The sequence below is a fragment of the Arthrobacter sp. MPF02 genome (genome assembly GCF_046605375.1).
In the GTDB taxonomy this organism is placed as follows: domain Bacteria; phylum Actinomycetota; class Actinomycetes; order Actinomycetales; family Micrococcaceae; genus Arthrobacter.
The window spans coordinates 2,880,413-2,892,695 of sequence record NZ_CP176772.1 but is presented as its reverse complement, the minus strand read 5'-3'; the positions used below and the strand labels follow the sequence as shown (position 1 = coordinate 2,892,695).

Here is a 12,283-nt window from a genome sequence, read left to right as displayed (position 1 = left end):
GAGTGCAGCAGCGATGGGTCGCCACCATTGGGGCCTGCAAGGAGCTTCAGTACGACCTGACCGTTTTGACTAAGCCCTTTGTTCGAGCCCTAGGCTGGGACATACCTTGATAGGCGAGTGTTCGGTCCGCGTAGCCTACGCTTCTATCTTTATAACGTCTTGCTGATGTGAGCTGCAGGTAACAAAGCGCATGACCTAACCATTTCTTGAGGTTGTGGTTTGTAGCATCACGACATGGGCAGATATGGGGGCACATACACACCGCGGTACTCGCGACGCCAGTTAAAGCAGCGGAAATAAGGGTACTTTCCTATTTTTTGCTTTGTGCCTTGGCAGTAGTAACGGTCGCTGTCGCAGTGATGGCCTTGCGAAGGTAGTCGCTGCTGGCGTCGCTCCTGCTGTTGACGCGACTTGTCATTGCGTTTGTCACGTGCTTAGGTCATGGTCCATGGGGATTTCTATGACCGATGGAAGGCTCTTGTGGTTATATCCGATTTCGCCTTGGCGCTAGGTGCACTTTTGGGCACCCTGCTGGTTCCCTTTTTCGTGCTGTACCAGATGCTGCGGCTCATGCGCAAAGCCATCCGAATCGACGCTTCCGCCGCGCAGGAAGGTAACCGCCGCTGATCATGCCGTTTGTTGACATTAACCCCCATAAAGGCCGGCCTAAGTGGCAGGGCTACGCCGTGCTTGCTGCCCTTCTTGTGCTGACAGCAATTGTCGTGGCTGCCGCACTGACACGCGTTTGAGCCGCCTCTCTTCGCCAAAGCCCCTAGACTTACTGTTTGAGCAGTGCCGCAGAATCTTTTGCCAAACGTCCTGGGGGGACATCAATGCCCAATCCGGCGGATCAGAACACCCGCGCCGAAGCAGAGGATGCAAGTCATCTTCGCCGACGTCGTGACCGTCGTCGCGCATCCGGCGAACTGACGGACGTCCGGACAGGAACCATGCCACTCGTCACACCCTCCGACAAGTCCAGTCAGTCGAACGCTGAGCAATCGGTCACCAGGAGAACTTCATGGGCGGAGGCCGCGGCCGCAGCGGATGCAGCAAAACCTGCTATGCACGTCACTGCCCCCGCACGACCGCTAGCCTCCGTAATGCCGAAGGCCGCAGGAAATGCAGTCTCCACGACGGAAAATGTCTCAAAAGCAGCTTCGTTGCCATCAGGTGAATCTAGTGAAACGCCGATTTTCCGACGGATAAAACCTGCTGTCGCCGACACGATCGCAGATATCCCCCTGCCCGACTTCAACAGCTCGCCAGGACTATTTGTAAAGGAACAGAAACCGCGGCCCGTCGGCGGCTTCCGCGGTGCCTTGTACAAACTAACCGGCGGAGCTTGGAATCTGGGCCCTGGTCTCAAGCAGCGCCAGGAAGACGAGCTGGCCCGTCGCATTTCCCGCCAACTCCAAGGCAGCTACAACACTGCAATCCTCAGCCTTAAGGGCGGCATCGGTAAAACTTCTACGACCGTGGGAGTTGGCCTGACGCTTGCCGAGTACCGAGGGGACGCTCCCTGCGCCATCGATGCCAACCCGGACTCCGGTGACCTGGTAGAGCGCGCACTGGGAAAGGGCATTTACCAGCAGTCCAGTCCATGCAGCATCACCGACCTCCTCCGCAATATCGACTCCATTGACTCGCTTACCGCTCTGGCACGCTACATGCGCCACGCCGGCCGGTTGCACCTGATCGCGGGCGAGCAGGACCCCGAGGTCTCCGACTCGCTGACGGCCGAGGAGTACCTGCGGATCCGCAAGCTAATTGCTGCCTACTATTCAGTGGCGCTGACCGACTGCGGCACCGGCGTCACCCACAATGCCATGAGTGGCATTCTGCAGTCTGCGGACAACCTCGTCATCGCCGCGGGCTATGCAGTGAGCGGTGCCAAGCGCGCTCGTAGCACCCTACACTGGCTGGCCAGCCATGGCTATGAGGAGCTCGCACGGAACGCTATTGTCGTCATCACCGACAAGGACGAAGTTTCTTCGCGCGTGGACAAGGACGCCATTGAGGAGCATCTTTCCGGCATCTGCCGCCAACTCATCGCTGTCCCGCATGACCGTGGCGTCGCCGACGGTGACCTCGTAACCCTCGACGTCCTGAAGCCGGAAACCCGCCGTGCCTACAAAGAGATCGCAGCTGCCATTGTGGACGGATACCGGTAGAGGGCTGGCTTCGCTGGCGGGCACACGCTCACCGCGTATCCACATCCTCAAACCAGGAAAGTCTGCGTATCCAGCACCCCGAGCATGGATTGCAGCTGGTCGAAGATGATCTGGCGCAGGTCGGTGTTATTCACGGGCAGGAACCAGCAGGATCAGGTCAAAGTCGCCGCCCACCCGGGCGATGTGGGGTACTCCCGGGATGGCCGCGAGGAGATCCCGGAGTTCCTGCCAGGCAATCCGGGTATACGAGTGAGCTAGTGTTATGCACCGTTTTCCGCCTCCTGCGTCACGGACATCCGGCCGTCCCGGGTGAGCTCGGGCGAGAATGCTGCGGTCGATGTTGTTCAGCGGCGACAATTCCGTCCCGGAATGTCATGCCGCCACGTCGCGCGGATTCCTGGGTGTCGATGCTTTTCCGGATTTATGTGCCGGGTAGAATCGTGGGCATGGCTGAAAATTTGGGGGCAGCCCGCCCTTTGTTGTCTGGACTGACTGGCATAAGGGCGATCGCGGCAGGCTGGGTCGTTCTGGACCACTTCAGCAAGACACTCTTCGGACTATTTCCGACAACTGAAGTCGCCGCTCCATGGATTCATGGCGGCTTCCTGGGCGTGGAAGTCTTCTTCATTCTGAGCGGCTTCATCATCGCTTACCAGTACGCGGACCGGTTCTCGACCTTCAGCGGCAGTCAGTATCGGAAGTTCGCCGCCCTGCGTTTTGCGCGGATTTATCCGGTCCACCTCGTTACGCTTCTTTTCGTCGCGGCAATCGCCGTTGTTTCCTCGGTCGTTGGTCTGCGCCTCAATCTGGCGGAGGGATTCACGCCGTCCAATTTCTTGGCGAACCTTGCCATGCTGCAAGCGATCCCCCCGTTTGAGGGTTTCAACGGTCCTGCCTGGTCGATCTGTGCCGAGTTCGCCGCCTACCTCGCATTCCCCGCCTTGGCTCTGGCTCTCGCAGGCATACGCACGCCCAGTAAAGCGTTCCTGACCAGCGCGGCCGTAAGCCTGGTGGGAGTGGCATCGATGCTGCTGGTCCTGCCGCTGGTCGGTGCATCGTCCACCAGTTATCCGCTGATGTGGCTGCGGATCGCCACTGAGTTCACCGTTGGCTGTTTCTTATTTGCGGGGTGGAGGCTCTTGGGCGATCGTCGGTTCGGCGCAGGCTGGGACGTCGCGGCTTGCGTATCTAGTGCCGGCGTCGGAGCCGTTCTGTGGGTAACGGATGGGACGGCTTACGCCATTGCTTCCATTCCTCTTATCGCCGTCTTCGTTCTTTCCTGCGCTGGAGCTACCGGCCCGGTCGGAGGATTTCTAGCATCAAAGCCAATGATCTGGTTCGGCAGAATCTCCTATTCCGTCTATATGACTCACTACATTCTGCTGTTGATGTTAGGCAAGGCACTCCCGTGGGACAGATTCGAGGCTAACCTCATGCTGTCGCTTGGCTATATCCTGGCCTGCGCCGTCGGGGTTATCGCGGCGGGCGCCGCTATGTTCTACCTCGTGGAAGAGCCGGGCCGCCACCTGATTCGCAGGCTGGCCGAAAGGTTACCTGTCGAACGTCCCAAGGAACCGTCTGCCGCCAAGTAGCTCTGGGCCAAGGCACTAGCAGTATTCGTGTGCCCGGTAATATGGCGTCATGACTCTTGGGGAAAAGCTACTGGAACTGTCCCGAATACCAGCAGGCGAAGGAGGCCGGCGAATGGAAGTTCGCTGGGGTGGAGCCGGAGCGCACGCCGGAAGTCATCGCTGCCGAGTACGAGACCACCCTCCGCGAACTACTGTCCTAGGCCATTGGGGAACGCTTTGAATCTCTGGGCGCTTATTTCGGGGTTGTCAGCAGCGGTCACAGTCGGCGCCGGTATCGCAGGTCGTACGACTCTCGTCGGAACTTTCGGTCTGCTCACCATCGGCTTGTTCCTTACATAACTGTACATCCGCATGAGCCCTGCGGTCCGACTTGCATAATGGATGAGGGGACGTGCAAGCCTGCCGGGGGCCGCTGGACGTTGCCGGGAGTGCGGCAACCGTGCACTGTCCAGCGACTGCCCCTTCTGCTCCGAAGAGCACTCAGACCAGCACGAGGCCTCGACCGCTTGGTAGTCAGGTACCTCCGACAAGCTGCTGACTAGAGGACGAGCGCCAGTTTCGTCCGGTTGTAACGCCGATCTGCCCGAACTTCGCCCATCCGGTTCCGGCTCCCAGTGCAAGTCGGATTGATCCGCCTGTGCAGCCGGGCGGGATGGTGTCTTCAAAGTAGATTTTGCCGCGTGTGACATTCGACGTAATGGTGACTGTCGCGTTGTACGAGTTGGCACGGTCGGACACGATACGGGCGAGTGCCGTCTGACCCGCTGCAAGTGAAGTGCTAATGGTCGCGGTAACTGCGATCTTGTCGCCCACAGCCAGGTTAGCGCCGATGGCCAGCACGTCTTGACGGATGATCGTTTCGGCTGTGGTCGCTGCGGCGTCGATCCTGAAGAGTTTTCTTGGCACGTTGGCGTCCACTTCCGTTGAGAAAGTCGAGCCTGCCGGGGCAGCGGCGGTGTTCCACGGCGCGGGCACCTGCCGGACAGGCTCGGGGGTCCCGAGGAATAGCGAGCCTTGCACCAAGTTGTCCGTGTCGCTTTCCGCGAACGGGGCGAGCGGGGTGTTGTTGAGGAGGTATTGGGCGAGTGTGCAGCGGCGTAGTCACCCATCAGGCGGTAGCCTGTTGGCGCGGGGTGGACGCCGTCCGTGACGCCGTAAGAGGCGAAGAACCCACCCGTTGCCGGGTCGATGGCCTGAGCGTAGAAGTCCAGCAGGATGATGCCCTAAGACGTGGCGTAAGTCCTGATCCACTTGTTCATCGTGTGCATTTTTGCTTGGCCGTGGCGTGCGTGTTGGTGGGCAGGATGGTGCCGAGGACCGGGACAGCGCCGATACCGCGAATCTTGGCGATGATCGCGGCCACGTTATTGCGCCATGTCGTCTGATCGGTGTTCAGGTCGTTCCGGCCCACGAGCAAAGAGACAATGTTGGGCTTGTAGACCGCCACATCAATGTCGAACCCTGCCAGCATCCCCGCCACCGTGTCGCCAGAGATGCCAGCGTTGGCAACGTACTGGAGCTTCTGCCCCGAGTTGACTGCGGCACAGAGCGGCCATGCGTCGTTGATGCCGAGCGACAGCGTGGCCCAAATGAACGGGCGAGCAAACATGTTGCCCTTCGTGGTGGAGTCACCCAACGCAACGAACCTGTTGCCAGGGCGTGCGCCCACGATGGGGGCGAGAGTTGCTTTCGCCGTTGTGGCATCGATCTTGCGTTCCGTGGCTGTAGCAATTGTGGCAGAAAGCGACCCTGGTGCTGTTTCGTACAGAGCTCGCCAGCCTCCAGTGCAAAAAAGCTCACCGCGTATCCACATCCTCAAACACCAGGAACGTCTGCGTGTCCAGCACTCCGGGCATGGGCTGCAGCTGGTCGAAGATGACCCGGCGTAGGTCGATGTTGTCGACGGCGCGGACCAGCAGGATCACGTCGAAGTCGCCGCCCACCAGGGCGATGTGGTGCACCTCCGGGATGGCTGCGAGGAGATCGCGCAGTTCCCGCCACGCGTCCTGCTTCAGCTTCAGCGTCACGTAGGCGGAGGACTTCAGCCCCGCCTTGATCGGATCTACCACCGCCGTGAACCGGGACAACACCCCGTCCGAGGTGAGCCGGGCGATCCGGGTGTAGGCGTGCGCCCGGGAGATGTGGACGTTCTCCGCCACCTGCGTCACGGACATCCTGCCGTCCCGGGTGAGCTCGGCGATGATGCTGCGGTCGATGTCGTCCAGCGGCGCCGGTTCCGTCCGGACGTCCTTTGCTGCCATTTTGTCCACGACCCCTGCCAGTAACCCAGCTCACCCTTGCAAATCGTCTTGCAGTGTAGGCGCATGGCAACAACTTCTCCACGGTTTCTGCAGATGCTGGATACGAAACCTGCCCCGGGTCAATACTGGGAAGGAATATCGGCTAAAGAAGGACGGACCAATGACGATCTCCGCGAACCACACCGCGCCCGGCACCACAGCGCCGGACCGGGCTCACCAGGAACCACCCGAAAACGCCCTCACCGAGGCGGTGAAAAAGTTCGGCATCACGGTGGAGGACTACATGCTCCCGGCTCGGCACCTGATCCAGATGGTCGCCCCGGACGGCACCCTGAACCCCGAGAGCGAGCAGGGCACCGAACCCGGCCACGAATACCCCCTGCCCGGCGATGAGGAACTTTTGGCAGCGTACGAGCAACTCGTCGTCGGACGCCGCGTCAACGACCAGAACTCCGCCCTCGTCCGGCAGGGCCGCATGGCCGTCTACCCCTCCAGCCACGGCCAGGAAGCCTGCCAGGTGGCCGCCGCCCTGTGCCTGTCCGACGGTGACTGGATGTTCCCCACCTACCGCGACGCCGTCGCCGTCATGGCCCGCGGCGTGGACCCCGTGCAGGTGATGACCATCTTCCGCGGCGACTGGCACGGCGGCTACGACCCCCTCAAGCACAAGGTGGGCATCCAGTGCACCCCGCTGACCACCCAGCTGCTGCACGCCGTCGGCGTCGCCCACGCCGCCAAGCTCCGCGGCGAGGACACCGTGGTGCCGGCCTGAGGTTATTGAGCGTGTCCCTGCACCCAGTAACGTTGCCGTAACGCGCACTGGCCACCCTTGCTTCTGTAGGACCGTGTCGGGCCGAAGGGATGGGAGCGGGTGTGAGCGCGAGGGAACGCACAGCAACATCTGAGGTTAGGGGCCTCGGCGCGCGGGGAGTCGAGGTGCTTGAAGCCCAGCGCTACCTTTCCCGCTATGGCTACCTGTCCGACGTCGAACGCACTGCCGCCGACGAGGACCTGCTGACGGAATCCATCTCCGTAGGATTGCGTCGGTTCCAGCGGTTCGCCCGGCTGCGCGTGACGGGCACACTGACCCTGGAAACGCTCAAACTGATGCGACAGCCGCGCTGTCCAATCCCGGACTTCCAGCCCGAGGAACTTGGCGGGCCCGGCGTCGAGGACAGCGACCCGTTCGTGTTCTCCACTAACGTCTGGGCCGAGCGGAACCTTCGCTGGTTCCTGCAAACCGGCACGCCGGACCTCACCGACGAGGCTGCCGCCGTACAAAGGGCCTTCGATACCTGGGCCGCGCAGGTGCCTTTGACGTTCACCCAGGTCACCTCAGCGGCAAATGCGGATTTCACGGTTGAATGGCTGACGGGAGACCACGGCGACGGCTCGCCGTTTGACGGCTCCGGATCGGGCGGCTTCAACATCTACGCCCACGCCTTTTATCCCGAGGACGGGCGCATCCACTTCGACGAAGCCGAATCCTGGGCGCATTCGCATGGCAGCGGCAACGTGGACCTCGAATCCGTGGCACTTCACGAGGTCGGTCACGCGCTGGGCCTGCGCCACAGCGGCCTGAGCGACGCGGTCATGTACTTCGCGATCAACAGTCAGCGGAGGACGCTGCACGAGGCGGACATACGCGGCATCAAGAGCAGGTACCCGCCGGTGGTGGCGGCGCCAGGGCAAAGGGCCATTACCGTTCCCGTGTGGGCCCTGAAAAACGCCGGCGGGTCGGGGACAGTCCAAGTGGACTTGGGAACTACCCGCAGGGTACTGGCATGGGGACAGGTCACCATGGTTGATTCCCTCATCGACGCTGACAGGGACAACGCGTGGGCCATCGAAGTGTTCGACGTCGACGGCGACCGCCCGGGCGGCTTCATCTTCGGAGGCGACCACTTCGGTTCCGAGAAAGCGCCGTGCAACGTCTACTCCGGGGCATTCACCGGCAGGGCCCGGAGGATCACGTTCCGGGCGACCTCCATCCACACTTTCGACCTGGACATTTTTGGTACCGGCACCATCCTGCTGCTGGACGACCCGGGAGGAATCGGATGAAGCGCACACTCTTTTACGACCGCCGCACCGGACAGCTGCTGCACTCCCACTATCTCGTGACGGTTGTTGAGGGCACCGATGGGGAAACGCGCCTTTCGACCCCGGACGCCGGCACGCCGGACGCCGGGTTGGCCGAACTTGTTTCCCGCGGGCTGGACCTCGAACAGCTGGGAAACCTCGTCACTGATGAAGCGCCGCAGTCCAGCCGGCGGACCGACCGCTGGGTGGACACCGAAACGCAGACCCTGCGGTCCCAGCGGATAGAACTGTCCGAGGAAGAGCCGGCACCTGGGAAGGAGATGGAGTAGATGGACGCTTTCAAGGTAGACCTGTTTGCCCTCAAGAACGAGGGAGGATCGGCCAGCGCCACTATTGACCTGGGCCGCAGGCGGCCGTTCCTTGCGTGGGGCTCGGTGTCGATGGTGGACCCACTCACGGATTTTGACCGCGACAATGCCTTCGCTTTTGACATCTTTACAGTCGACGGAAACCTGACGGCCTCACGCGTGTCAGGCGGCGCTCACTGGGGGCCGCCCGGCAGCGGCAACAACGTTTTTGATGGGGCGGTCCGCGGGTTTGGGCGCCGCGTGAACTTCTGGTTGCGGACTATCCATTCGGCGGACCTGGACACGTTCGGCGTCGGGATTCTGCTGACGCTGGACTAGCGGGGCCGGCGTGGTGTGCGCAACACGAACGGCTCGTTCGGCACTGACCTTTTACGGCGGACTGGGAGCGGCCCGATATGGTCCCTATGACGTCAGATAACGCTCCGGAGCAACCCTCGAAGCGCCGTCCCGTGGATTGGAAGCGGGCAGCCGAGATAGCGGCAGTGGCGGGGGTAGCCCTGAGCATTCCGGTGGCGTGCAATCAACTCTTCCCCCAGGTACTCAACCCACCAAAACCTGCCGCTACAAGGGACGTGGTGCAACCAATCGTCCCCGGCCCCTCAACGGCGCCAGCCGCGCAGGCAGCAGGTTGGCCGTCCGTCCCGCTGGCCCTGGGAAATGATTTCGTGGCCGTAACTGTGCAGGCCCGACCGGACGAATTCTGTCAAGGAAACACCGGCTGGGTGACACCCGAATTGCCGTCGGCTCTTCCGGTTGAGACGCAGCTGAAAAACGGTACGAGGGCCTGGGCGGCAGAAAACGGGGCCGTCCTCAACAGCGGCAACTTCATAGAGGTCACGGTGCAGGTTCAAAACAACCACCGGCTGACCATCGATTCAATCGGCGTGACTGCGGTGGACCCATCCCCGCCCCTTGAGGGTTATCTTCCCCAACTGTCCGGAGGCTGTGGGGCCGAAGTTCCAGCCACCTTCCAGGTCAACCTCGATTCGAACGTGACAACGTCCATCAGCGGAGTAGACCAGGCTGGCCGCGAAATTGAGCCAATTCCCCTGCCGCACACCCTGAATGAACAAGACAGGGAAGGTGTGTGGAAGATCAAGGTGGTGACCGAGACATGTGACTGCGAGTTCGTGCCTTACTTCACCTACACAACAGAGGACGGAAGATCACGCACCTTTGAAATCAGGCTTGCCGGGGACAAGCCGTGGCGCGTAACGTCCTCATCCGAAGCTCAGCGTGTTGCCCGAACCGACGAAAGCGGCACGTGGTCGGCCCAGTGACATGCCGGGGGCTGCCGTCGGCGTCGCCAGCCGCCAAGTAACTGCGGTTAGCAGGGCTTCGGCGGTCCGGCCGGTGACTCTGCTGCGGCTATGCGCCAAATATCCCCGTCCCACGCCATCGTGTACCGCAGGCCCCAGTCCGAACAGGTCTGCCCGTCTTGCCCATCCTGCGCCGCCTGCTCCGTCCGCAGGTTAGTGTCCACCGTCAGCTCGTCATCCGTACCGCTGATGGAGTTGATGGTCAGTGCACGCCAAAAGGATGTGGACAGGCCGGCTCTCCAGACTGCCAGGCCCTCCATGTCCGCCTGCATTTCAGGAGTGAAGACGGCAAACGCCGATTCGTAGGCGTCACGGTTGATGGCCTGGCCGTGGCGCAGCAGGCTCTGAATGACGCCGGAGGCATGCTCGTGCTCGGCACTGTTGGTGGTGATGATGTCGCTGCTCGAGGTTGCGGCGTGGTCCCGGCAACTGGCCGATGGCAGGGGAGTGGTCCGCTTCCCCCAGTCGGTGGCCTGAGCTGCGGCTGTGGTCCCCGGCGCAGCGTAGCCGGTGCCCTCGGCCCCGTAATCATTGGTGCCCCCGGTTCCCAGGACCCAGGCCCGCTTGGCACTCACCACTCCCGCCACTGATCCGTCCATGAGCAGCAGCGGGCCTCCGCTGTTGCCGGGGTTCAAAGCGGTGTCCGTCTGGATCAGGCCGCGGAGCGTTCCCGAGTCCGTATCCACCTCCTGGTTCAAGGCACTTACCCTTCCGGCAGTGAACGTCATGCCCCCGTCAAGGGGAAAACCGATAGCGGCCACTTCAACGCCCTGGGCTGGCGTCGTCGTCGCGAACCTGAACTGGTGGCCCTCTACCGGCGTCGCCGTTCTCAGCAGGGCCAGGTCCCGCGAATCATTTATGCCCAGCACCCGGGCTGTGGTGTACTGGCCGTCGACGGCGGGGCCGGTGCCAGCGTGCTCAGGTACTGGCTGGCAACTATTGGCAAGCGTCCCTGGCCGCGAGGCACTCACCGCATGGACCGCCGTCGTGCCTGCCTGTGTGGTTCCACGGGGAAGTTCCGGGCAGCAGCACCGCCTACCTGTTATGTGGGGATGGCGATGGTGTCCTTGGAGGTGGTAATGGTGCCGGAGAGCGCATCAGTGCCCAATGCCAATGCACGTCCGGTCAACCTTACCGAGTCCTCCAAGATAACGCTGTGGGTAGCAATCCAGGTACCTACAACTTGGCTGTTGGCCACGATCTTGGCGTTGTTGTCAGCGCACCAGTACACGTTGGACGGCTTGGCTCCGCCAGTCAAACTGATAGTAACGCCGGCAGCGGTAGCGATGCTTCTGGCGCGGATGATGAACACCGCGTTGGGGTCCCCCTTGGCGTCAAGTATCAGCGTGCCCACAATCAGATCGTTAGTGGGATAGCTGTAAACGCCCGGGGCGATGGTCCCTGACAAGGGAGAAACGGTCAAGGTGGTGGTGACTGCCCTGGCCCTAAGATCCTGGTACAAGGCATTGGCGTCCGTCATGGCGTCCATGGCGCGGGCGCTGTTCTGGTCAGTGAGCGGATAGTTCAAGATTGTGCCCGCACTCGTACCGATAAGCCCGGTAACCGAGGACGCGGTCTTCCCGGATTGGACCTTGTCCTCAACCCTGAACCTGGCCAACAGCGCGAAGGCACCCGCCCTGCCGGGGGAGGGCACCGAAGGTGAGGATGGAAAAGTAGAGGCTGTGGCGAAGCTGGTGCCGGTGCCGGTGCTGGCGGTGAACGCGGCACTTGAGCGGGTACCCGGGTAGGCAGCCAGTCCGGTGACTACGGTCATTCCGGCCAACCCGAGGACGGTCCGGCGGGCTACGCCGCCGCTTAAGGCTGGTACCGAACCAGGGCGGCGCTCTTTATGCCGGGCGGCCCGCGATTGTTGTTTCCTTGCAGTAGGTGTTCCCGTGCAGCTCAAACCGTCGTGCTGAGGGGAGGACTTAGGGGGGTCCGTTGTGTCCACTGGAGCTGCATTGTCTTCGGCGTCTTGCAAGCGGACGCGTGCGACCGTTATGAGAGCCAGTAACGTTCCGGCCAGCCACAGGCCCAGCGGCAGGTAGTTTCCGTTGTTCCACCAAAGGCTGGGCAACCCGACATGAGGCACCAGCAGACGGCCGACCCCGGTGATTTGTTCCGGATGCAGCGGGTCCAGGTCCGAATTCGGGTTCGCGTCACCGGTTGTGGTGTACGTTCCGTCGCCGTGGGCGGCAGTGACGCGGTGCAGGATCAGCATCTGCTGCCCGGCTCTGGTCGCGTTACCGGCCCGGAATTGCACCACTTTGTTCAGCAGCACCGGATCCTGCTCCCCAGGCTTCGAGAGCACTACGACATCACCGGGTGCGATGTTTGGTTGCATGGACCCGGTCTGCACCACGGTTCCGTGCCATCCGAACAGCCCGGGCAGCAACGCGATCCCGGCCAGGGTGCATAGAAGCACCAGGTATGCCTTTGCAGCGGCAGCCAGCAGCACCAATCCCCAGCCCGGCGAGGACTGCCGGGCTGGGGATGCGGAGATGTCGGTGCGTGCTGTAATCACAA

The 12,283-nt window shown here is 62.1% G+C and carries 13 protein-coding genes and 2 pseudogenes; 9 read left to right on the top strand and 6 right to left on the bottom strand.

All coding sequences use genetic code 11. The annotated features are described in order from the left end of the window. Positions 1-501: 501 nt before the first annotated feature. Together ACLH0K_RS13670 and ACLH0K_RS13665 are read left to right on the top strand one after the other, a co-directional pair. On the top strand, positions 502-627 hold the full coding sequence (locus ACLH0K_RS13670) for a hypothetical protein (RefSeq protein WP_411374102.1): 126 nt from the start codon (positions 502-504) through the stop codon (positions 625-627). A 323-nt stretch (positions 628-950) separates the two neighbouring features. Further along, complete coding sequence (locus ACLH0K_RS13665; RefSeq protein ID WP_411376480.1) at positions 951-2,174, top strand: MinD/ParA family protein; 1,224 nt, start codon at positions 951-953, stop codon at positions 2,172-2,174. 28 nt (positions 2,175-2,202) lie between these two features. On the opposite strand, the pseudogene ACLH0K_RS13660 reads toward ACLH0K_RS13665, so the two are convergent. Further along, positions 2,203-2,531 (bottom strand): annotated as a pseudogene (locus ACLH0K_RS13660) (Lrp/AsnC family transcriptional regulator). A gap of 89 nt (positions 2,532-2,620) precedes the next feature. On the opposite strand from ACLH0K_RS13660, the gene ACLH0K_RS13655 reads away from it, so the two are divergent. Then, entirely contained in the window at positions 2,621-3,766 is a 1,146-nt protein-coding gene (locus tag ACLH0K_RS13655; RefSeq protein ID WP_411374101.1) for an acyltransferase family protein, read from the top strand. A 56-nt stretch (positions 3,767-3,822) separates the two neighbouring features. Next, complete coding sequence (locus ACLH0K_RS13650) at positions 3,823-3,966, top strand: hypothetical protein (protein WP_411374100.1); 144 nt, start codon at positions 3,823-3,825, stop codon at positions 3,964-3,966. 313 nt (positions 3,967-4,279) lie between these two features. Here the strand turns inward: ACLH0K_RS13650 and ACLH0K_RS13645 are convergent, their stop codons facing one another. The 3 genes from ACLH0K_RS13645 to ACLH0K_RS13635 form a co-directional block, all read right to left on the bottom strand. Continuing rightward, positions 4,280-4,684, bottom strand: a complete 405-nt coding sequence (locus tag ACLH0K_RS13645; RefSeq protein WP_411374099.1) for a hypothetical protein — start codon at positions 4,682-4,684, stop codon at positions 4,280-4,282. Between the two features lie 337 nt (positions 4,685-5,021). Then, positions 5,022-5,402: an SGNH/GDSL hydrolase family protein gene (locus tag ACLH0K_RS13640; protein WP_411374098.1), complete on the bottom strand. Its 381-nt coding sequence runs from the start codon at positions 5,400-5,402 to the stop codon at positions 5,022-5,024. Positions 5,403-5,562: 160 nt separating this feature from the next. Next, positions 5,563-6,027, bottom strand: a complete 465-nt coding sequence (locus ACLH0K_RS13635; RefSeq protein ID WP_411374078.1) for an Lrp/AsnC family transcriptional regulator — start codon at positions 6,025-6,027, stop codon at positions 5,563-5,565. 160 nt (positions 6,028-6,187) lie between these two features. On the opposite strand from ACLH0K_RS13635, the pseudogene ACLH0K_RS13630 reads away from it, so the two are divergent. The 5 genes and pseudogenes from ACLH0K_RS13630 to ACLH0K_RS13610 all read left to right on the top strand — a co-directional run. Next, positions 6,188-6,796, top strand: a pseudogene (locus ACLH0K_RS13630) (thiamine pyrophosphate-dependent enzyme); the annotation flags it as partial. Positions 6,797-6,963: 167 nt separating this feature from the next. Further along, positions 6,964-8,091 carry a matrixin family metalloprotease gene (locus ACLH0K_RS13625; RefSeq protein WP_411374097.1) on the top strand — a complete coding sequence of 376 codons (1,128 nt, stop codon included), beginning with the start codon at positions 6,964-6,966 and terminating at the stop codon, positions 8,089-8,091. Continuing rightward, a complete protein-coding gene (locus tag ACLH0K_RS13620; protein ID WP_411374096.1) occupies positions 8,088-8,399 on the top strand; it encodes a hypothetical protein in 312 nt (103 codons plus the stop codon). Before ACLH0K_RS13625 ends, ACLH0K_RS13620 begins: the two co-directional genes overlap by 4 nt. After that, positions 8,400-8,756, top strand: a complete 357-nt coding sequence (locus ACLH0K_RS13615) for a hypothetical protein (protein ID WP_411374095.1) — start codon at positions 8,400-8,402, stop codon at positions 8,754-8,756. 164 nt (positions 8,757-8,920) lie between these two features. Beyond that, entirely contained in the window at positions 8,921-9,718 is a 798-nt protein-coding gene (locus ACLH0K_RS13610) for a hypothetical protein (protein ID WP_411374094.1), read from the top strand. Between the two features lie 47 nt (positions 9,719-9,765). Here ACLH0K_RS13610 and ACLH0K_RS13605 read toward each other — a convergent pair whose 3' ends face one another. Further along, complete coding sequence (locus tag ACLH0K_RS13605; RefSeq protein ID WP_411374093.1) at positions 9,766-10,626, bottom strand: S1C family serine protease; 861 nt, start codon at positions 10,624-10,626, stop codon at positions 9,766-9,768. Positions 10,627-10,799: 173 nt separating this feature from the next. Beyond that, on the bottom strand, positions 10,800-12,281 hold the full coding sequence (locus ACLH0K_RS13600) for an ice-binding family protein (protein ID WP_411374092.1): 1,482 nt from the start codon (positions 12,279-12,281) through the stop codon (positions 10,800-10,802). Between the last annotated feature and the right edge of the window lie 2 nt (positions 12,282-12,283).